Origin of the sequence: Paenibacillus sp. JNUCC32, from assembly GCF_014863545.1 — a bacterium.
Classification (GTDB): domain Bacteria; phylum Bacillota; class Bacilli; order Paenibacillales; family Paenibacillaceae; genus Paenibacillus_AQ; species Paenibacillus_AQ lautus_A.
This window is the reverse complement of record NZ_CP062260.1, coordinates 4107780-4128454: the sequence shown is the minus strand read 5'-3', so window position 1 is coordinate 4128454 and position 20675 is coordinate 4107780. Positions and strand designations below refer to the sequence as shown.

Annotated in this window: 18 protein-coding genes; 13 read left to right on the top strand and 5 right to left on the bottom strand. The window is 54.1% G+C overall.

The annotated features are described in order from the left end of the window. Positions 1-57: 57 nt before the first annotated feature. From JNUCC32_RS31720 to JNUCC32_RS18580, 6 genes are all read left to right on the top strand, one after another. Positions 58-180 (top strand): hypothetical protein, encoded by a 123-nt coding sequence (locus tag JNUCC32_RS31720; protein WP_260871434.1) that lies wholly within the window; start codon positions 58-60, stop codon positions 178-180. Positions 181-186: 6 nt separating this feature from the next. Beyond that, positions 187-2175 carry a methyl-accepting chemotaxis protein gene (locus tag JNUCC32_RS18600; protein WP_192569420.1) on the top strand — a complete coding sequence of 663 codons (1989 nt, stop codon included), beginning with the start codon at positions 187-189 and terminating at the stop codon, positions 2173-2175. 157 nt (positions 2176-2332) lie between these two features. Beyond that, positions 2333-3250 carry an AraC family transcriptional regulator gene (locus JNUCC32_RS18595; RefSeq protein ID WP_192569419.1) on the top strand — a complete coding sequence of 306 codons (918 nt, stop codon included), beginning with the start codon at positions 2333-2335 and terminating at the stop codon, positions 3248-3250. 107 nt (positions 3251-3357) lie between these two features. Next, positions 3358-4857 carry an alpha-glucosidase/alpha-galactosidase gene (locus JNUCC32_RS18590; RefSeq protein ID WP_192569418.1) on the top strand — a complete coding sequence of 500 codons (1500 nt, stop codon included), beginning with the start codon at positions 3358-3360 and terminating at the stop codon, positions 4855-4857. A 290-nt stretch (positions 4858-5147) separates the two neighbouring features. Next, on the top strand, positions 5148-6266 hold the full coding sequence (ald, locus tag JNUCC32_RS18585; RefSeq protein WP_192569417.1) for an alanine dehydrogenase: 1119 nt from the start codon (positions 5148-5150) through the stop codon (positions 6264-6266). Between the two features lie 185 nt (positions 6267-6451). Further along, entirely contained in the window at positions 6452-9049 is a 2598-nt protein-coding gene (locus JNUCC32_RS18580; RefSeq protein WP_192569416.1) for a TPM domain-containing protein, read from the top strand. A 16-nt stretch (positions 9050-9065) separates the two neighbouring features. On the opposite strand, the gene JNUCC32_RS18575 is transcribed toward JNUCC32_RS18580, so the two are convergent. Then, a complete protein-coding gene (locus JNUCC32_RS18575) occupies positions 9066-9626 on the bottom strand; it encodes an SLOG family protein (RefSeq protein ID WP_192569415.1) in 561 nt (186 codons plus the stop codon). Between the two features lie 125 nt (positions 9627-9751). Between JNUCC32_RS18575 and JNUCC32_RS18570 the strand changes: the two genes are divergently transcribed. Beyond that, positions 9752-10630, top strand: coding sequence for a DUF6612 family protein (locus JNUCC32_RS18570; protein WP_192569414.1), 879 nt, complete (start codon positions 9752-9754; stop codon positions 10628-10630). Positions 10631-10863: 233 nt separating this feature from the next. Here the strand turns inward: JNUCC32_RS18570 and JNUCC32_RS18565 are convergent, their stop codons facing one another. Then, a complete protein-coding gene (locus JNUCC32_RS18565; RefSeq protein WP_192569413.1) occupies positions 10864-11835 on the bottom strand; it encodes a DUF4871 domain-containing protein in 972 nt (323 codons plus the stop codon). After that, complete coding sequence (locus JNUCC32_RS18560) at positions 11832-12350, bottom strand: RNA polymerase sigma factor (RefSeq protein ID WP_009591721.1); 519 nt, start codon at positions 12348-12350, stop codon at positions 11832-11834. Before JNUCC32_RS18560 ends, JNUCC32_RS18565 begins: the two co-directional genes overlap by 4 nt. A gap of 154 nt (positions 12351-12504) precedes the next feature. Here JNUCC32_RS18560 and JNUCC32_RS18555 point away from each other — a divergent pair, with 154 nt between their 5' ends. Both JNUCC32_RS18555 and JNUCC32_RS18550 read left to right on the top strand, forming a co-directional pair. Then, positions 12505-13008 carry an LURP-one-related family protein gene (locus JNUCC32_RS18555; protein ID WP_096775284.1) on the top strand — a complete coding sequence of 168 codons (504 nt, stop codon included), beginning with the start codon at positions 12505-12507 and terminating at the stop codon, positions 13006-13008. Positions 13009-13049: 41 nt separating this feature from the next. Further along, positions 13050-13565: a mismatch-specific DNA-glycosylase gene (locus JNUCC32_RS18550; protein ID WP_096775285.1), complete on the top strand. Its 516-nt coding sequence runs from the start codon at positions 13050-13052 to the stop codon at positions 13563-13565. Between the two features lie 216 nt (positions 13566-13781). Here the strand turns inward: JNUCC32_RS18550 and JNUCC32_RS18545 are convergent, their stop codons facing one another. Next, positions 13782-14639 carry a 1,4-dihydroxy-6-naphtoate synthase gene (locus JNUCC32_RS18545; protein WP_009591617.1) on the bottom strand — a complete coding sequence of 286 codons (858 nt, stop codon included), beginning with the start codon at positions 14637-14639 and terminating at the stop codon, positions 13782-13784. Next, on the bottom strand, positions 14636-15346 hold the full coding sequence (locus tag JNUCC32_RS18540) for a futalosine hydrolase (RefSeq protein ID WP_192569412.1): 711 nt from the start codon (positions 15344-15346) through the stop codon (positions 14636-14638). The genes JNUCC32_RS18545 and JNUCC32_RS18540 overlap by 4 nt, the downstream gene beginning before the upstream one ends. Before the next feature lie 189 nt (positions 15347-15535). On the opposite strand from JNUCC32_RS18540, the gene JNUCC32_RS18535 reads away from it, so the two are divergent. The 4 genes from JNUCC32_RS18535 (at position 15536) to JNUCC32_RS18520 (ending at position 20516) form a co-directional block, all read left to right on the top strand. Then, positions 15536-16126 (top strand): TetR/AcrR family transcriptional regulator, encoded by a 591-nt coding sequence (locus JNUCC32_RS18535; protein ID WP_192569411.1) that lies wholly within the window; start codon positions 15536-15538, stop codon positions 16124-16126. A 244-nt stretch (positions 16127-16370) separates the two neighbouring features. Further along, a complete protein-coding gene (locus tag JNUCC32_RS18530) occupies positions 16371-17378 on the top strand; it encodes a substrate-binding domain-containing protein (protein ID WP_096775289.1) in 1008 nt (335 codons plus the stop codon). After that, on the top strand, positions 17359-19302 hold the full coding sequence (locus JNUCC32_RS18525; protein ID WP_430623442.1) for a cache domain-containing sensor histidine kinase: 1944 nt from the start codon (positions 17359-17361) through the stop codon (positions 19300-19302). Before JNUCC32_RS18530 ends, JNUCC32_RS18525 begins: the two co-directional genes overlap by 20 nt. Beyond that, the gene (locus tag JNUCC32_RS18520; RefSeq protein ID WP_192569409.1) at positions 19299-20516 is read left to right on the top strand and encodes a response regulator transcription factor; all 1218 of its coding nucleotides are present in this window, start codon (positions 19299-19301) and stop codon (positions 20514-20516) included. The genes JNUCC32_RS18525 and JNUCC32_RS18520 overlap by 4 nt, the downstream gene beginning before the upstream one ends. Positions 20517-20675: the final 159 nt, after the last annotated feature.

Below are 20675 nucleotides of genomic sequence, written 5' to 3'. Positions count from 1 at the left end.
ATGCTTATCTTACTGGATGGATATAGTCTGTAAGTAGGAAGGGTGGTAACTTGCGGCATGACAAAGGACCTATTTGAATATGGCGCCGATGATCTCTTGTCACGGGAAGAGATTGAGGAAGTTTTGGCGCAGCTTGAAGAAGAGTGGAATGAATTTAACAGCCGGAAGAAGCGAGGGTGACTCATAATGAAACGATGGAAATCTCTGTTTGCGATGAAACTTCAAAGTCGCATGCTGCTTATAATTTTGGGAGCAATCACGATATTTTTAGGCAGTATGATGACCTATATCAGCATGACGACAACGGAAGAAGCTCTGGATTCGGCCAAGACGCTTGCAGTGACAACGAGTGAGAAGATCGGCGCGCTGGTTCAGGCCGAGCTTGACGATGTCATGAACTCTGCACGTACTTTGGCCGTAAGCTTCGTTGGCATGAAAGAGACCGATACAACGAATCGTCAAGCCGTTAATGAAATATTGAGAAGAAACCTGGAGGATAATCCGTCCTGGAAAGGAATCTGGACGTTATGGGAGCCGAATGCTTTTGACGGCCGGGACAACGATTACCGAAACAAACTCGGCAGCGACCATTCGGGCCGCATGATGTCCTACTGGGCAAGGACAGAAGCGGGTCTGGAACGTACGATTATAGAGGATTACGATCAGGAAGGGGAAGGCGACTTCTATCTTCTGGCGAAGAACAGCGGCAAAGAGATCATTATGGATCCGTACGAGTTCAAAGTAGGCAACGAGGATGTCATGATGACGTCGCTCGTCGTGCCGATTATCGATAACGGCAAGACCGTCGGCGTAGTGGGCGTCGATATATCCCTCGCACATCTGCAAAGCGTCATGGAGCAATTCCGGTTATTTGATACGGGGTATGCGCATATTTATTCGAATACCGGCGTGATCGTAACGTCGCCGGAGGACGGATTGATGGGACAGAAGCTGGAAGAAGCATATCCTGGCAAGACGGTTCCCCTCATACTGGATGCCATTCGGGAAGGGGATGTCTATACCGAGGAAGACTCCGCGCTGTACAAGCTGTATACGCCGATTAAGACCGGATTGACCGAAACGCCATGGTCGGCCGCCATCATTATCCCGATGGATGAGATTACGGCGAATTCGGATGCCTTGATCATCTCCATCATAGCGGCAGGCGTGATCACTTTGGCGGCCTTGGCGGTCATCGTGATCCTGTTAACGAGATCTATCGTGAAACCGCTGGGCGTTTCCGTAGCGATCGGCGAGTCCATGTCCAAGGGAGACTTCACGCAGGAGGTTCCCGCGGATTATCTTCGCAGGGCGGATGAGATCGGAACGTTGTCCCGGGTGTTCGCCCAGCTGCTGGAGAGCATGAGGGAAATGATCGGCAAAGTGAATATGAATGCATCCTCGGTTGCCGCCGCTTCGCAGCAGCTGTCGGCCGGTGCCGAGGAGCTTGCGGTGGGCAGCAGCAGCCAAGCTGAATCCGTGCAAACGGTCAGCGAATTGTTCCAGGAATGGTCCAATGCCATCAATTCCGTTGCAAGCGATGCATCGGTAGCGTCCGAGCTCGTGAACCAGACTTCCGGGATTGCAGCGGAAGGCAGCGGAATCGTCCAGCAGTCGGTGGAAGGCATGAATCGGATACGCGAGCATGTTGCCAAGCTTGAGACAGACTCCCAGCGGATCGGCGAAATCATCGAGGTAATCGACGATATCGCCAAGCAGACCAATCTGCTTGCGCTCAACGCCACGATCGAGGCTGCACGTGCAGGGGATCAAGGGAGAGGGTTCGCCGTGGTGGCGGATGAGGTGCGTAAACTTGCCGAACGAAGCGGAGGAGCCACGAAGCAGATTGCCGACATTATCAAAGGCATGCAGAAGAATACGGCCGATAGCGTGGAGGCGGTGCATCAGGGCGTCATCCATACGGAAAAAGCCGGGGAAGCCTTTGCCCATATTACAAGCATGGTGAATGAGTCGGCAGGCAAAGTCATGGATATTGCCGCCGCCAGCGAGGAGCAGGCGGCCCAGGCTGTAGAGGTGGCGACGGCTATCGAGACGATCTCTTCTTCCACGGAGGAAACGGCGGCTACAAGCGAGGAATCGGCTGCAACGGCACAATCGCTTGCCGAGCTTGCCGAAGAGTTGAACCATACCGTCTCCGCTTTCAAAATCTCGTAGCACCACTGCCATAATGATGATAAGCTTGGCCTAAGGGCCAGGCTTTTTTATATGCGCGTAGCCGTGGTCACCGAGTTCTGTAAGTTAATGGCGTCGATGGGCGTTTTTTATAAACCGAATGCTGTTCTGCTTATGACAAAGGGGAGGAGGAGTGATTGTGAACGGCAGCTTATTTCAGCAAATGCTGGGAGAGGGGGACTATGTCCCGCACTTTTATGCCTATTATTATAAACAGTGGATGAATTATGAAATGCCTTACCATCAGCATGATTCAACCGAAATCATGTATATGATTTCCGGAGTATGCCGGATTGACGTGAAGGCAGGCGATACGGAGAAGAGCGTCATTTTGAAGAAAGGGGAGTTCATGGTGCTGGATGCCGGTGTTCCGCATCGGTTAATCGTGGATCAGGCCGCCTCATGCCGAATGCTGAACGTGGAATTCGGTTTTATGGAAAGTGAAGGGAAGGCGCCATCTTTAAGGCATATCGTCGGAGAAGAAGAAGAGGTATCTTTTCTCTTGAAGCGGCCGTTCCGCTATTTGGTGCTGGCTGATCAGGAGGAGGTATATCCGGTGCTGAAAAGTCTTGTGCTTGAGCTCGATCAGAGAGGTACCGACGGCAGGATGATGACGCATGCGCTGTTTATACAGCTGCTGGTATGCATCGCCCGTTTGTATGAAGAAAGAGAACGCAGCGACATGCAGCAGAGCGACTTCTATATTAAACGCAGCGTCGATTATTTACATCAGAACTATGACCGCCAGATTCAGGTGAAGGACGTAGCCGCGGAAGTGAATCTGCATCCCGGTTATTTGCACCGGGTATTCCGCAGAGGGACAGGCAGGACGATAACCGAGTACCTGACAACGATCCGAATGGAAAAGGCCAAGATGCTGCTGGAGCAGACGGATATCCCCATCCATGAAATATCGGATTATGTGGGTGTGGGCAGCAGGCAGTATTTTCATATGTTATTCAAGAAGTATACGGGCAGCACGCCGGTGGAATATCGTCTTCGGAAAGACCGGAATGCCTGGAACTACGGTGAAGACGATGTTGAAGATAAGAAGTGAGGATTTTTGACTCCGAAGGGTCCAAGAGGTCATGATTTTGATAACGCTTACCGTCCCTCCATTGCTACAATGGGTACAATCTAATTAGTAGCTTAGGAGAGGATGAAATGTCATTTAAGGTTGCTTTTATCGGAGCGGGAAGCATCGGCTTTACCCGGGGGATTCTGCGCGATTTGCTGACCGTACCGGAGTTCCGGGATATCGAGGTCGCTTTCACCGACATCAGCCGGCATAACCTGGAGATGGTCACGGAATTATGTCAGCGGGACATTAATGAGAACGGGCTGTCGATTGCGATCCAGTCCACCACGGATCGAAGGCAGGCACTGCAGGATGCCAAATACGTCATTTGCACCATCCGCGTGGGCGGTCTGAAGGCATTCCGCACGGATGTGGACATTCCGCTGAAATACGGCATCGATCAGTGCGTGGGCGACACGCTCTGTGCAGGAGGCATCATGTACGGCCAGCGGGGAATCCCCGAGATGCTGAACATCTGCCGGGATATTCGCGAGGTGTGCGCGCCCGATGTCCTGCTGCTGAATTACTCAAATCCGATGGCCATGCTGACATGGGCATGCAATCGGTATGGAGGCGTGCGGATGGTGGGTTTATGCCATGGCGTGCAGCATGGGCACCACCAGATTGCCGAGGTTTACGGTTTAAAGAAACAGGACGTCGATATTGTCTGTGCCGGAATCAATCATCAGACCTGGTATATTCAAGCTTCGCATCAAGGCAAAGACTTGACGGCCGGGCTGCTGGAGGCGTTCGAGCGCCATCCGGAGTACAGCAGAACGGAGAAGGTCCGCATCGATATGCTCCGGCGTTTCGGATATTACAGCACCGAATCCAACGGCCATCTAAGCGAATACGTGCCTTGGTACCGCAAACGGCCGGAGGAAATTACGGAGTGGATTGATCTCAGCAGCTGGATTAACGGAGAGACGGGCGGATATTTGCGAGTTTGCACCGAGGGGCGCAACTGGTTCGAGACCGATTTCCCGAACTGGATGAAGGATCCGGCAATGGAATTCAAGCCGGAGCACCGGGGAGAGGAGCACGGCTCCTACATCATTGAAGGCTTGGAGACCGGCAGGGTATACCGTGGACACTTTAATGTGGTGAATGAAGGCATCATCGCCAACCTGCCGGAGGATGCCGTCATCGAAGCGCCGGGATACGTTGACCGCAACGGCATTTCCATGCCGCTTGTCGGGAATTTGCCTCTTGGCCCGGCTGCCGTATGCAGCGTAAGCATATCCGTTCAACGGCTGGCGGTTGAAGCGGCGGTTCATGGAGATGACAAGCTGCTTCGGCAGGCGTTTATGATGGATCCGCTGGTCGGGGCGGTATGCAATCCGAAGGAAATCTGGCAGCTGGTTGATGAAATGCTGGTAGCCGGTGAAGCATGGCTTCCTCAGTATTCGGCTTCGATCGCCGAGGCGAAGGAACGCCTGGCGGCCGGCAATCTGATCCCGACCCGCTCGTATGAAGGCGCAGCCAGACTCAAGGTGAAAACGGTGGAGGAGATGCAGCTCGATCGGGAGAAAGCGAATAAAAACGCAGGCGAATCCGATAAAGGGAAAGATCGCGAAAAAGTGTAAGCCGATTGCACATCAGCGAAGGCAATCAGAGATTACAAGGAAGTCTTTCATATATATGCAAGTATGGTATCACTTCTGGCAGAGGATGGTATAACGGACAAAAATCCGTTATAATCCGTCTGCCGGGAGTGATTTTTTGTATGTCGTTCCTCTTGTCCCGGCATATACTACGGATATATAGATGAAAATTCGGATGGACAATCCCTGACCTTAGACAGGTACACAGTTTGGGTAAAAATGGGTACAATGCAATTAGATAGGCAAAGCTGACCACGAAGGAGGCCATGGGAATGATTATTGGGGTTCCCAAAGAAATCAAAAATAACGAAAACCGCGTAGGCATGACGCCGGGTACCGTTATCAGTTTCAGGAAAGCCGGGCATGAAGTGCTTGTCCAATCCGGAGCCGGTCTGGGGATCGGTTTTACCGATGAAGATTATGAGGCGGCCGGAGCCAAAGTGGTCGCAACGGCCGCGGAGGCTTGGAAAGCCGAGATGGTGGTGAAGGTAAAGGAACCCCTGCAGGAGGAATATGACTACTTCCAGGAGGAAATGATTCTATACACTTACCTGCACCTGGCCCCCGAACCGGAGCTGACCAAAGCGCTGGTGGACCGCAAGGTGAGCGCCGTTGCTTATGAAACGATACAGCTGGCGGACGGTAGCTTGCCGCTGTTGACCCCGATGAGCGAAGTGGCGGGAAGAATGTCCATTCAGATCGGGGCGCATTTCCTGGAGAAGGCGCATGGCGGCAAAGGCGTGCTGCTAAGCGGCGTCCCGGGGGTAGCTCCGGGCAAGGTCGCCGTCATCGGGGGCGGCATCGTCGGCACCAATGCGGCACGAATTGCGCTGGGACTCGGTGCGGACGTCAGCATTCTTGATATTAATCCCGTCCGGCTTCGACAGCTGGATGATCTCTTCCAAGGGCGGGTCAAAACTATCATGTCCGATCCGTATCACATTGCGGAAACGGTTAAGGCCGCCGATCTCGTCGTGGGTGCGGTGTTGATTCCCGGCGCCCGGGCTCCGCGCCTCGTCACGGAAGAGATGGTGAAAGAGATGAGCCCGGGATCGGTCATCGTGGACGTGGCAATTGATCAAGGAGGCTCGATCGAGACGATCGACCGGATCACCACCCATGATCATCCGACCTATGAAAAACATGGCGTCATCCACTATGCCGTTGCCAATATGCCGGGCGCCGTAGCCCGTACCTCCACCATGGCATTGACCAATGTAACGGCACCCTACGGGTTGAAAATAGCAAGCAACGGAATCCGGTCTGCCGCCCGCCATGACAAGGCGCTGGCCAAGGGCATCAATGTCATCGGAGGCAAAGTGACCTATGAAGCCGTGGCGGCAGCTCATGGTTATGCGCATACCAGCATTGACGACTATCTGCTAGCATAGAGAAAACATGAAAAGAGCCATTTTTCAAAAATTTGACACGATACCAAGGTTTATTGCGTAAATCTTGGGGGCGAACGATTTAGCCAGCGTGAGCAAAATTGAAAGATGGCTTTTTATGTTGGCCTGAATATCCGATATATATAGAAAGGTTTTTTGTTTGTAGCGAATGGGGGAGAAGGCTTGAAATGAAACGTATGCGATGGTTGATTGTTTTGCTGGTTCTGATCATAGGGACCGGCACATCGGTATGGGCTGCGGGTATTCCGTCCAAACAAGGGCTGGTGCGAGATACGGCCGGCCTGTTTGATTCGTCGCAGCGGCAGTATTTGAGTAAAATCGCCAAAGGGGAGCAGATCGATGTCTTTGTATTGACGGTTCCGAGTTTCGAAGGTCAAAGTCCGACGGATTATGCCAATGCAGCGTACGATGCCTGGAATTTGGGCACGGCGGATGTTTTGCTGCTGATCTCTTCGGGAGACCGGAGCGTGGAATTCAATTTTAACAATCCGCGGCTGCAGCAAGCCATCGACGAATGGAGCAGGAGTAAGGGGAAGGGTACCGGTAGTTCCGCCATAACCGCCATGCTGGACGCTTATTTCATACCGCATGCGAAGGAGGGAAGTTTCTCGAAGGCCAGCGCGAGCATGATCCACCAGGTCCATCGCCTGGCAGCTCTGCCCGCCGGTGAAGATCCCGTTCAGGGAGATGATCATAAGGCCGAGGCGGTATCACCGGCACCCGAGAACAAGGGGAGCGTCAAATCCACGGATGAAACAACCCGGTCAACGTCCACGGCAGATACCGCCGCTCCTCTGAAGATCGAGTTTCCGAAGCTCCCATGGATCGAAATGGTTGCTGGTGGATTGGGAATCATGCTGATCTTAATGTTGATCAGGGGTTACCTTAAAAAGCGCAAACTGTCCATGATTTCGGAGCAGTTCGCTGAATTGCTGGTCAAATGCAACGCAAGTCTCGAGAAGGTAGGCGCCTATCGGGGGATTGCTCAAGGCAAGACAGGCAGAGCTGTGCAGGAAATCGCAGATCGTTTGTCCGAGTTTATGGTGGCTGCCGCAGAGAGTAAAACCGAGCTGCAGGAGACCCGGATTTTCATCCTGCGTTATTCTTCCATGGATGAAGCCATCCAGCGGTTTTCGAAAATCGCCGATCGGCTGGAGCATGGGATCGAGGCCGAAGATAACCGGATTACCGTCATCGAGCATGCCGATAAAACGGCGAAAGGGAGAACCACGGAGCTGCACGCGGATTACACGGTGCTTAAGCAAACCCTTGACCGGACAGCAGCCGATACGGGATATCCCTTCCCGATCTTGTACCAAGAGCTTGAAGGGCTGGAACAAGATTTTCAGCGCGCCGTCGAGCTTCAGCTGTTTGACCCACTGGAGGCGCAGGAGGTTCTAAAGGCAGCCGAGCAGAAGCACTCCATGAGCAAGAGCAACATCGAAGACGTGGCTGTTTATGTTAAGGAAGCTCATGAATTTTCGGATCAGTCGGCGGCTATTCGCGCCGAGATTGTTAAGATCATAGAAACCCACCAGTTGTATCGGATCAAGGTCCGGCCTTTTGAGCGGCTGGATGATGCCCGGGAGCAGATGAACCAACTGGAAAATTATCTCCGTCAAGGGAATATGGGGGGAGTCCGCAAGTCTTCGGAACGTGCGCACGCTATGCTGAAAGAGGCGCTGGGCATGACTAGACGGCAGGCGGAGCTGAGAAGGCAGAATCGAAACGATCTGGATCGGTTGTATGGGCAAATACAACAATTTCATAACGAAAGCTCCGTGCTGCAATCGATGCTGAATCATTGCAGAAGCCAGTATGTACCGAGACATTGGCAAAGCTGGGAGCAGGCTTTGGCGAAGGAATCCCAGGAGGTCCGCATGGCGGACGGTAAACTTCCGGAGGCCGAACGCTTGACGCACGACGAGGTGCAGGAGTTCGAAGAGGCGAGCGAGATCATTGAGAACGAATCGATGACGATGGCCCGCGTGCTGCAATGGGTACGGGAAATGAAGGAAACGCTGGAAGGCCTGGATGATCGGCTGCAAGCTGTACGCCATGAATTGGCGGCGGCTCAGGAAGTGTTTGTCAGTCAGCAGAAGACCCTGCAGATTCACAACGTCGTCACGAGCAACCACTCGCTTCTGTTGGGGCTGCCTGATTCATTTTGGAGAAATGTACAGACCGTGGGCGGTTCGCTCTCATCCCCGTTGTATGATCTGGATTATCTGGAGAGCGCAGCGAGGAGCTGTACCCAGGATGCCGAGAATTTTGCCTACGGGGTCCAAGACATTGTACGTCAGAAGGAGGAAGCCGAACGATTATCCGTGCAGGTCGAGCAGCGTTTCAAACAAGTTTCGCGGAGGGCCAGCAGGGGATTCAAGAAAAATTACAAGTCTTATCGGCTCCGGGTCGAGCAGTTGTTTGGGCAGGGGATGTATGCGGAAGCCTCGCATGAACTGTTGAATATCGCGGAATATATCGATCGGGTAGAAAGGGAGATTCGCCATCAGGAAATGCTTGAGCAGCAGCGCAGGGCGGCCCAGCAGCTCCAAAGAGCGGCCGATCAAGCGCGAAGAGCCGCGGCGGACGCCCGCAAAGCGGCAGCACAGAACAGCAGCCGGCCATCGGGCTCCAGTTGGGGAAGCTCCTCCGGTTCCTCGCATTCCTCGGGCGGTTCCGGCTGGGGGGATTCGTCATCCGGAAATTCGTCCGGCGGATCAAGCTGGGACAATAACAATTCGTCCGGCGGATCGAAGTGGTAACCGGAGGGCGGCCGACCTAGTAATCATCCTGCGACATGCTCTCTTCGTCGGCAACCGCTTGTATTTCCTCGGAACCGATGCTGATGAAGCGGTAGCCGTCCGCGGCCTGCTTCTTCAGCGCGCGTTCTTTGATGAACTTGGGGCTGGCTTCGCCGCCGTCTTCGTCATAAACGAGCAGAATGCCATCGGTTTTGCGGAGGAGCAAATCGTCTCTGGCCGTGAACTGCCATGGCCCCTGGTAAGGACTCTTGCTGACCGGCGCATAGAAGTCTACCCCCTTCATGACTTCCTGAAAATAAGCTTTTTTATCATCGTTCCATTGTTCTTCGGGATTCTGGTATGCCGTCAAAATGGAGCATTTCAGGTGAGGGTATTGGGACTTTAGTTCTATTGCCGCCTCAATGGCCCAGAGGTCCACGCCGTATTGGCCGGGGGTGATTACCCACTGGAGGCCTTCCTCCAGAAGCGGAACCAGACGATTGGCGATCGCTTTGCGTATATAAGGAATGCCTTGATGTTTGTTATTGTAAATACCGAGCTCATGGGCTCGATATCCGGTAATCAGAATGTTTTCCAATCGAGCACGCCTCCTGAACAGAATTAGGTCTAGTGTACCTTTTTCGGAAATTTTGATCAACGGATGTTACAAATCGTATAGAATGGGTAAGTAATCCGGAATACATATTTTAGGAGGAAATTGGATTGAAGAAGTGGACAGCAGTATTACTAGGGGCAATTTTGGTTATGAGCATGACGGCATGCGGCAAAGACAACAAAGCAGCAGATGATGCCGCAACACCGCCTGCAGCGGAACAAGGGACGACGACTCCGGCAGAGACGCCGCCGGCTAAAGAAGAGCCGAAGGAGGAGGCTTTGCCGACCGCTGACGAGCTTCTTCAAAAATCGGCCGAAGCTTCGAAAAACTTGAAGAGCTTTGCCATGAAAGCCGATGTCAAGCAGCACATCGTTGTTGAAGGCCCTGAGAAACAGGAGCAAAACGTTGATATGTCGCTCGATTCGGAGCTTACGCTAGAGCCGGTGGAGATGATGCAGAACGTCGTGATGGATTCGCCGGAAGGCAAGGTCGAGATGAAGCAGTATATAACGGAAGACGGCATCTACATGCTCATGGATGGTCAATGGATGCAGGTTCCGAAGGAATCGGAGCAGGAGATCCGCGACAGCCTGGATCCGAGCAGTGCGAGTCCTGAGCAGCAGGTAGAGCAATTCAAGACCCTCGCTAAGGACTTCAAAGTAACGGAGGACGGAGACGCATACGTCCTGACGGCGGATGTCTCCGGCGACAATCTGAAGGAGCTTGCCAAGTCTATGATGAGCCAAGCGGGCAACGATCCGCAGATGGAAGCCATGATGGACCAAATGGATATCAAGAGCATTCATATTACTTATGGCGTGCAGAAGGAATCTTACCTGCCTGTAACAACGGATTTGGACATGGTGATGGCAATGGAAGCCGAGGGTCAGAAGGTTTCCTTGGATATGAAAATGAAGAGCGCCTACTCCAAGCATAACGAAATCAGCAAAATCGAAGTGCCGAAGGAAGCATTGGAAGCAAAATAATGCGTCTTGGCTGATGGAACAAAAGGAATATGAACCGTCATATTCCTCTTGAAAGGGCTGCCCCGGTTCTCCGTAGATGTTCTACGGACCGGGGCAGCCTTATTTAATGGAATCCGTTCATTTCCACGGCAGGGTCAAGGCAGCGGCTTCCTCCATGATTGCAAGAGGAGGCTTGCCATGAGGCATGCATGTGTTAACGGTCCGCGGATCATGTATCTTGCGGCATCCCAAATTCAAGGTTTAGCAACTTCGACAATGACGCTGCCGAACAATTGACCGTCGATCGAGACCATAATGCGCCAAAGTCCAGGCGAAGGCAGCGACATGGAGGTGGGTATGGCTGCATCGGCACCGTTTAAGGGCGAAGGCCTTAAACCGCCAACCTTAAATACATCAATGATCTCGGACGAATTTTGTTTCACGGCGGTGATGACCAGATCCCCCGTTAATTCTTCGTCAAGCCCCCAGAAATGCCACATGTATTTGTTCGGCTTGCCAGCGATAAGGTCTGGATATATAAAGCCCAAGCGTCCTTCGACGCCGCTCATGGCATAACTGCCGGACACGAAGCTCGGGCTCGGCTCCCAACTGCTATCCGGAACATCGATAACGATATCGCCATATTTCTCATTGTCCACCATCACGTCGAAACGCCATAAACCGGAAAGCGGCAGAGCGAAGCGGGAAGAAACTCGCGTTAAGTCATTGTAAGCCATATCGGAGGTAATCTTTGTCTCGGCAAGCTCCTCGATGATAGTTCCCGTATCTCGGTGAACGGCGGATATGCTGATCGTTTTCCCTTCAAGTTCTTGGATCGGGGTTAATAAATTCCACCAGGCTCCGGCCGGAGAGCCCGCGGCAGCTTCCCCGCCCGGAAAAACCTGAAGTTTATCCACGCCATCCACCGTGTATACGCTTCGGGGAGTCCACTTGGCAGCGTATCCCCAGCCCTGGATGGGGATCATCCGTTGAAGCGCAGGGGACTCGCGCCATCCCCATACCGCCGCTATGAGAAGCAGCGCCAATACGCCCGCGGTCATGCTGATAAGACGCCTTGGAGCTCTTCGTCGTTTACGGCTTATGGCGCCGTTTGCGGCGCTCTGCGATACATCGGATTTCATCTTCGCGGTGAACATCGGCTCGTTGAACGGAGGGGAAGCAAGCTCCTGCATCCAATCCGGCTGCGGCTCTTGTTCGGTTTTCATGGGATATCCGCTCCTTTCAACATCGTTTCCATCCGGGCGCGCGCCCGGTGCAGTCTGGACTTGATCGTTCCTTCGGATAGGCCGAGCAGTTGGGCCATTTCTTTTCGCGGCAGCTGATAGTGGAATTCCAGGATCAGCACTTCCCGGTATTTGGGCGGCAGCTCCATCACGCATTTCCAGATCTGCGAGACGGCCGCAGCATCCATGAACTCTTTTTCCGCGGAAGGCTCGGTCTGCTTGGAGGTGATCCAGCCGGTTAAAGACACCCTTGTCATGAAGGAGGATTTGAGATAGTTCAGGGAAAGATTGCGGGTGATGGTTAACAGCCACGTTCTGACCGAGCTTCGGCCCTCAAAATCATTCCAGTGCTTATAAGCCCTAAGGAACACGTCCTGACTGATATCGTCCGCCGCATCTTTGCGTTTCGTTAAGAAGAACGCATAGTTCCACACGTCCTGGCCGAAGGACTCCATCCAGCCGCTCAGCAGCGTGCTTGGATCATTCACGGCTACCATAGATTTAAGGGTCTCCAATAGCATCACCTCGAATATTAGACAATTGAAACATGGATCGGTTCCCGAATTTCCCGCAAAAATTTGAAACAATTTAACCTGCAAATCGTTGTATGAATAACAGGGATGCAGGAAATCGAGGAAGGGGAGCAGGGGCATGCATTTGTATTTTAAGGATAACTTTTTTAGCTCGGGGATAACAGATATTATGGATAGGGAAGGCCGCGTAATAGGAAGCTTGGACTTGAAGAGCGCTTTCGGCTCCTCGCTGGACGTGTATAACGCCGGGGGAGAGGCCGTATGCAGCGGCTCGTTCCGATTCTTCTCGAACAAATGGAATATCACGGGCGGCAATGGGGAAGAACTGGGTCTGCTGCGCATGCGGATGAGTTTCTTTACGAAAAAATTCGAATACGATGCGGGGGCGCGTGGCGTGTATGAGATCACTTCGCCTGCCTTTTCCAATGAATATGAAATAACGGATGAGACCGGAAGGATCATCGCCCAATTTTCCCGCATTAGCGGCTGGCTCCAAGCCGGAGCCTATCAGCTGCAGAATGAGAGCGATGTTCTCGATGACTGGGAGCTCGTTGCCGTCGTGATGGGCATTCACCAAATACGCAAACGCAACAACAGCGCCGCCGCATCGAGCTCTCATTAAACTTAAGGGGACCCAGATTAGATGATGAGGAGGAATCAAGCTTGGACGAAGTCAGCGATCATCTGGATTATGGATTAACCCTTGTATTTATCGGCTTTAACCCGAGTCTGCGATCGGGCGAAGTGGGGCACCATTACGCAAACCCGCGCAACAATTTTTGGAGGATACTGCATAAGTCCGGTTTGACTCCACGCTTATATGAAGCCGCAGAGGACGGGGAATTGCTTAAACTGGGTTATGGATTCACCAATATTGTAGCCAGGCCCACCCGGGGCGCGGAAGACATTACCCGCGAAGAGTATAGGCTCGGAAGAGAGACGCTGCGGAAGAAGCTGGAGGAATACAGACCGGAGGTTGCCTGTTTTGTCGGCAAGGGCGTGTATACCGAATACAGCGGCAAGGCCAAGGCGGACTGGGGAATCCAGCCGGACTCCGTCGTAGACGGCGTCCATGAGTTTGTAGCTCCATCGTCCAGCGGGCTGGTGAGGATGCCCATGGATGAAATTATCGGAATTTACAGGCAGCTGCATGATTGGATATCGAGGAACGAGTTCTGACTTGGAAAGTTCGGATGAAACGATTCGCAGGCAGGAAAAAAAGGAACGCCAAAAGAGAAGCCGGACACGGTTGGCCGGGCTCAGGGGCGTTCCTCTATTTTTAGAGAAATATAGTATTGACTTCGGAGGGAGCCCCTCCTACTCTCGCTGGAAAGACTTCCGCTGCCATGCAGTCGGTCTTTCAAGAGAAGATGTCGTTAGATGGTTATCTTCTGGCTATTCCGGACGTTTCAGCAGCGCGGGATCGATCCGCGGCACGAGCCCTTCATCGGCTGCGCGGTTCAGCAGGGCGGAAATTGCTGCATAGCCGTCTTCGCCCAGCTCTGCGGTAAATGGATTGACATATAAGTCAATGTGGGCATCGGCGACGTCCGGGTCCATTTCCTGTGCGTGCCGGAGGACATAATCCCGGGATTCCCCGGGATGTTCCCAGGCGTATTCGACCGAGGAGCGGATCCAGCTCGAGATGCTGGCCAGATCCAGCGACCTTCGGGCCACGATCGCTCCCAGCGGGATCGGCAGATTCGTATCGGATTCCCACCAGCTGCCGAGATCGGTCATCAGCTTCAATCCGTAGGAGGGGTACGTGAATCGCGCTTCGTGAATGACCAGCCCGGCATCGATGGCACCGTCGCGGACAGCCGGCATGATCTGGTCAAACGGCATCACCACGATTTCGCCGAGTCCCCCGGGTACGTTTTGGGCGGCCCACAGGCGAAACAACAGATAAGCCGTGGAGCGCTCGCTCGGAACGGCTACTCGCCGGCCGGACAGCGCTGCCGGACTGTCCGGGGTCTTTCCGTCGGTCAGCTTGTCCGCCGTCAGAACGAGAGGCCCGCAACCGCGGCCGAGCGCTCCCCCGCAGGGCAGCAGGGCGTATTCATCCAACACCCAGGGCAGTGCGGCATAGGATATTTTCAAGATGTCATGTTCCCGATCCTCGGCCGCCCAATGATTGGTGATATCGATATCCGCATAGGATACATCAAGCTCGGGAGCACCGGGAATAAGACCGTGAACCCAGGCATGAAATACAAATGTGTCGTTGGGGCAAGGGGAAAAAGCGATTTTCATCGTAGCACCTCCGGTAGTAATGAACTTGCTGTCTCAAGCGCCTGCAGCGCCTCCTTGATCTTCCATGCGCCGCGGTCCCGCGGACCGACCTGATTGGATATGGTACGGATCTCAAGCACGGGTACCCCGGCTGCAGCGGCAGCGGTGGCTACGCCGAACCCTTCCATCGCTTCGGCGCAGGCGTTCGGCACCCGGCGGAGAAGGCTGGCGGCCGTCGCCGCCGTTCCCGTCGTGGTGGATACGGTCAGCACGGGGCCATGGGTCACGGCGGCGCCGGCATCCTCCAAGGCCTCGACGAGCTTGCCGGCCGCGGCAGCATCGACCGGAATCCGATCCGTTCCGAAGCCGAGCTCCTGAACGCTGCTGAAGCCGTCTTCGGTTTCGGATCCGAGATCCGCCGCAAGGATGAGGTCCGCAATGACGATGGAGCCAACCTCAGCTTGACCGGCAAAACCTCCGGCGATGCCTGCGCTGACAACGAAATCGTAGGAGGTTTGCATCAACCGTCGGGCAGTCGCGGCCGCCGTTGCCGCCGGACCGACTCCTCCCGCGATAACCTCGAATCCGGACGCATTCTTTAGGCCGCGCAACACGGCATCTTTTTCGGCATCAACCGCCGTGACGATAAGCACGCGCTTGGAGGAATGCGGGGCCGAGCTATATGACTCGATTGTATCTACCGAGTTGGATTGGGTATGTTCCTGCATGTGAGTAATCTCCTTTTTGGCTGAAACGTTAAGCATCTCATCCCTTTTACGTTATAACGTTCCGGGGGCGATGTAAAGTCTTCGGTTCAGGCGGGACACTTTATGTGTAGCAGCAACTTTCCGATATAGAGTATAATGAAGGGTAACTAGCATACATACATCATGGGTAGATTCGGAGGTTGGATAGCTTTGCGGAAGAAGGGTGCGAACGGACAAGAAAGCCGGGCAAGACTACTGGTTGTTGCCGCCAATGAATTTGCGAAGTCAGGATACCATCAGACCAAGATCAGCACCATCGTTTCCCGGGCAGGATTGACGCAGCCGTCATTCTATTTGTATTTTGAGAGCAAAGAGGCGATTTTCAGGGAGCTGATGGAGAAATTTCGTTCGGAGCTTAAAGGCCTGATCGAGGGAAGCCGGTTGGAGAGCGGAATCGATGAGGCTCATGTGACCGGGCGTTTGCTTGGCGTGCTTACGGGGTTGTTCACGTTTCTTGGCAAGGACCCGGATTTGACGCAAATCGGTTTTTTTATCGGGGATGATTCCGTCATCGTAAAGGCTGAAATGGCAGCCATGATCGAGCAAAATCTGAAGGGAGAGCAGCAGGACGGGTACTTTGACCGTGATTCCGACATGCACATCGTTGCGGAGTGCCTGGTCGGCGTCATCGAAAGGCTGACCTCCCAGCAGCTGCTGACAGGCAAGCGGACTCCTGAGGATCTTGCGCGTCACGTGGTGAGTTTATTTATGCACGGCATTAGCATCTATCCGGCTAAGTGAGCTGTACGGGCAATCCAAGCCTCGTTCATGCAGGAACGAAATGCAGATGCTTGAAATCATAGAAACAGGCTGTGAACATGGTTAAGGGGAACCTGGAACAGCCTGTTTTTTGCTGCTGTACGCTGCCAAATTCTAGCAAGCGTTTGATCTTTTTCAGAGAATTGCAGTATATTCATTATACGATATGTAACCGGTTGCAACTGGTGGATGGCACACGAAGGATCAAGAATCGGGGGACTCATTCATGAAGAAGATGATGCTGGTTTACGGCGCTCTTATATTGGCTTTTCTCACCTATGTGTTCATGTACAGGCTGGAAGACAAGCGCTCCTCGGCCTGGGAGGAAGGCGGGCTGCACGGCAGCATGGGCGAGAATTACGTCATGGTCACATTTCAATCGGGGATGGAATATTGGAAAAATATATTGAAGGGCTTCGAGGATGGAGGGGACGCGCTCGGCGTAACCGTCGATTATCGCGGGTCCACGCAATATGACGTGGAGGAACAGATTACCGTCCTGGAGCAGGTCATCGCGAAGCGTCCGGCCGGCATCGCCTTGTCGGCCATCGATTCGAAGGCGCTGACGTCCACGATCAATAAGGCCGTGGATGCCGGGATTCCGGTCGTCCTGTTCGATGCGGATGCACCTGACAGCAAAGCGTATTCTTTTCTTGCAACCAACAATTACAATGCAGGGGTTGCGGCCGCGGACAAGATGGCGCAGCTTCTCGGCAGGGAAGGCGAAATCGGAATTGTGACCCAGCCCGGGCAGCAGAACCATGACGACCGCTCGGAGGGCTTCCGGGACACGTTGGCGCAGAGATATCCTTCCATGTCCGTGGTGGAGATCAGGGAAGGAAAAGGGGATACCCTCGTTGCCAAAGAGGCTGCGGCTGACATGCTGGGCAAGCACCCGGATCTCAAAGGGATCTTCGTGACGGAGGCCAGCGGCGGAATGGGCGCGGCGGATGCCGTTATCGGCGCGGGTAAGGCGGGCCGGGTGACCATCATTGGATTCGATACGAACAAGGGGACGCTGGACCGGATTTCCGACGGAACCATCGCGGCTACGATCGCCCAGGGTACTTGGAACATGGGCTACTGGTCCTTGCAGTATTTATTTCACCTGCATCACGGACTTACCGTACCGGCCCCGACGCTCGGGAATGACGTGTCGCCGCTTCCCGTGCGGGTGGACACCGGAATCTCGATTGTGACCCGAGAGAATGTGAATGATTATTATGCGAAATAACAGAGTGGAATCCTGGCGCAAAGGCATTTCCCGTTGGCTGCGGTTCGGGGATTTGCCGCTGAGATACAAGCTGGTCATCCTGTTCCTCATGGTTGGGATCCTGCCTTCAATCGCCCTTGGCGTTCTTGTCAATTGGACGGTAAACCGCATTGTGGACCAGCAGGTAACCTCGAATACCATTCAACTGATCGGAAAGGTCAACCAGACCCTGGACAATGATATGGAGAATTTGCAGAACATTACGTATTTGATCGGCTTCGACCCTCGCACGGAACGGTTTCTGCAAGGGGACATTCAAGGGGATAAGCCGGCGGTAGGAGCCGATGTTCCTTCGGGAACCTATCGCCCGCAAACGTCCCCGGTCAAGCAGGATAATGAGGAAAACTACGAGATTAAGCGATACCTTCAAGGCTTCACGACGCTGTATCCGGAAATCGCCTCCATTCTTCTGGTCAATCGCGAAGGAGCCTATATCAGTAACGAAATGTACGCGCGCAGTCCGGCGAATTTGACGGAGGAAGAATGGTACCGCGAGGCCGTATTAAACGAAGGGATTTTTACCGTGCTCGGCCATCCGGCAGACCGTAACGTCACCACCCACGTTCATTACGCCAACGAGGAGCTGGTGTCGGTCGTACGCTCGTTTGTGGATCCGGATACGAGGGAAGTGACCGGTGCGGTATTGATCGACTTGAAGCTGCGGGCGGTTGCCAGGGCGGTCCGGGATGTCACGCTCGGGAAAAGCGGATATTTGATGGTGGCAGAGGCCGGCGGCTCGAGCATTTATACCCCGGAGGATTCCATCATCCCGTCCATTCCGCCATCGTGGTTTCCGGAAGAGGAGAGCGGCGCTTTGATCCGCGAGGTGAACGGGGAACGGCTGCAACTGATATACGGCACGTCCTCCTTTACCGGCTGGCGGACGATCGGCGTATTTCCAACCAGCGAATCGGTGTATGAAGTGCGGGAGATTCGTTTTTATATGATCTGTTTCTTGTTTATAGTGTGCTTGTTTGGGGTTACGGCGTCCTACACGCTTTCGCAGTCCATATCCAGGCCGATCTGGCAGCTTATGTCCTTCATGCAAAAAGCCGAATCCGGGGATTTGACGATCCGCTACTGGGGAAACCGGCAGGATGAGGTGGGCATGCTCGGCCGCAGCTTTAACCGCATGCTCCTGCAGATCCGCAAGCTGATGAAGCTGAGCGAGCTGCGGGAGAGGCAGAAGCGCGAAGCGGAGCTGCGCAGCCTGCAGGCGCATATTAAGCCGCATTTTCTGTACAACACGCTGGATACGATCCATTGGATGGCCCGCAAGAAAGGGGCGGATGACGTATCGGATCTGGTAGAATCCTTGTCGCGGCTGTTTCGGATCGGACTCAGCAAAGGCGATGATATCATTCCCATGTCCGACGAATGGACGCATATCAGCAGTTACCTGCAGATCCAGAAGACGCGTTACCGCGACCGGCTGCAGGTTGAGATGGAGCTATCCCCTGAAGCCGAGAGACTGCACGTCCTGAAACTTATCCTCCAGCCGATGGTGGAGAACGCGATATACCACGGCATTAAGGCCCGGAGAGGCCCGGGGCGAATCTGGATCCAAGCACAAGTTGAGGATAATGCGCTGGTGCTTGCCGTACGTGATGACGGGGCAGGTATGCCTGCGGAGCGGCTGGAGGCGCTTCGCAGGCAGCTTGCCGATCCGGTAACGGCCATGGAGGCGCCTCACGAAGAAGGGCCGGGTGCAAGCCGAAGCTACGGTATGCTGAATGTGCAGGCCCGTATCAAGTTAACGTTCGGGGAGACGTACGGAATTATGATTGACAGTATAGAGAACGAGGGAACCACGGTACGGATTACGCATCCGCTGCTGCATGCCGTTCCTTCGTCCTCCGATCATGATGGGAGAGACTCACGATGAAGAAAGCGTATCAAGTCTTGATTGCCGACGATGAGCCGATTATCCGCGAAGGGATTCGGGATGCGGTCGACTGGGGGGCACTCGGCATGGAAGTGGCTGCCGAAGCGGAGGATGGCGAGGAAGCGCTGGAGCTTGCGCTCAGCCAGCCGATTGACATTATGCTGGTCGATATGAATATGCCGTTCCTGGACGGCATCGGGCTCATGAAGCGAATGAAGGAAGAACGCCCCGCATGCCGGTTCGTCATTATTACCGGACATGACGAATTTGCTTATGCGCAGGAAGCGATCCGGCTCGGGGTAAAGGATTATATTTTGAAGCCGGTGAATGCGGAGCATCTGATCCAGGTGCTCCGCAGCGTTCGGGATGAGCTGAACGACCATCAAATCCAGGAAAGCTACCTGAAGAAGGCGTCGGAGCAAATCGAGAAGAACATTCCGCTGCTTCGGGAACGATTCTGCCTCGAATGGATGCATGGCCTGCTGGATGAGGAGGAGGCGATCGAGCAGCTGGAGTTCCTGGGACTGCCGCCTTGCCGTCCCACCCGGATCGGCATCGCCAGATGGCCGGAGATGACGGCTCCGCAGCCGTTGATGAAGGAAAGCGACCGCCAGCTGTATCTGTTCGCGATGGAAAATATAATCGCCGAGCTGTTTCATCCCGCACCCTGCGTTTTGTTCCGGGACCATACCGGCTGGATCGGCATTTGCTGCTGGGGAGAAGCGGATATGGAGATTGCGGCCGATGCCGAGCAGTTGATCCAGAAGTACTTGAAGCTGGCCGTGAACATACATCTGGAGCCGGTTTCTGAAGGGGCGGACGGCGCGGTTGCGGCCGCCTACGAGGCTTGCCGGGAAGGGGTATTCAAGGAGGCGCAGCTGTCTCCGCTGGTACGGCGTGCCCGTCAGCTCATCCAGGAACAGTATGCCGTTCGGGAGCTGACGCTGGAATCTTTCGCCCAGGCCCTGCAGGTATCGCCGGTCTATCTGAGCCGGACGCTAAAGAAAGAGCTGGGCACGTCCTTTATCACGCTCATGACCCAGACGAGGATTCAGAAAGCGATCCAGCTGCTCAACGCCACCGAGCTGAGCATCCTGGACATCGCGGAGCGGGTGGGGTATGACAGCCAGCATTATTTCAGCACGGCCTTTAAGAAGGTGATGGGGGTGTCGCCGAACCGGTACCGCAAAGGGGCGGCGGTTCTGGAAGAATAGACGAGACGATGAGCGGAGCCCACGGTAGGTAGCGATAAGAAGCGTTAGAAGCGGTGATTGCGTTCCATGGCAATCCCCGCTTTTTTTTCTTGCAATCCGAGGGGGGACTCATTCGAGATAAATTTTTTGTCGAATCGTTAACGTTTGTTAATTATTATT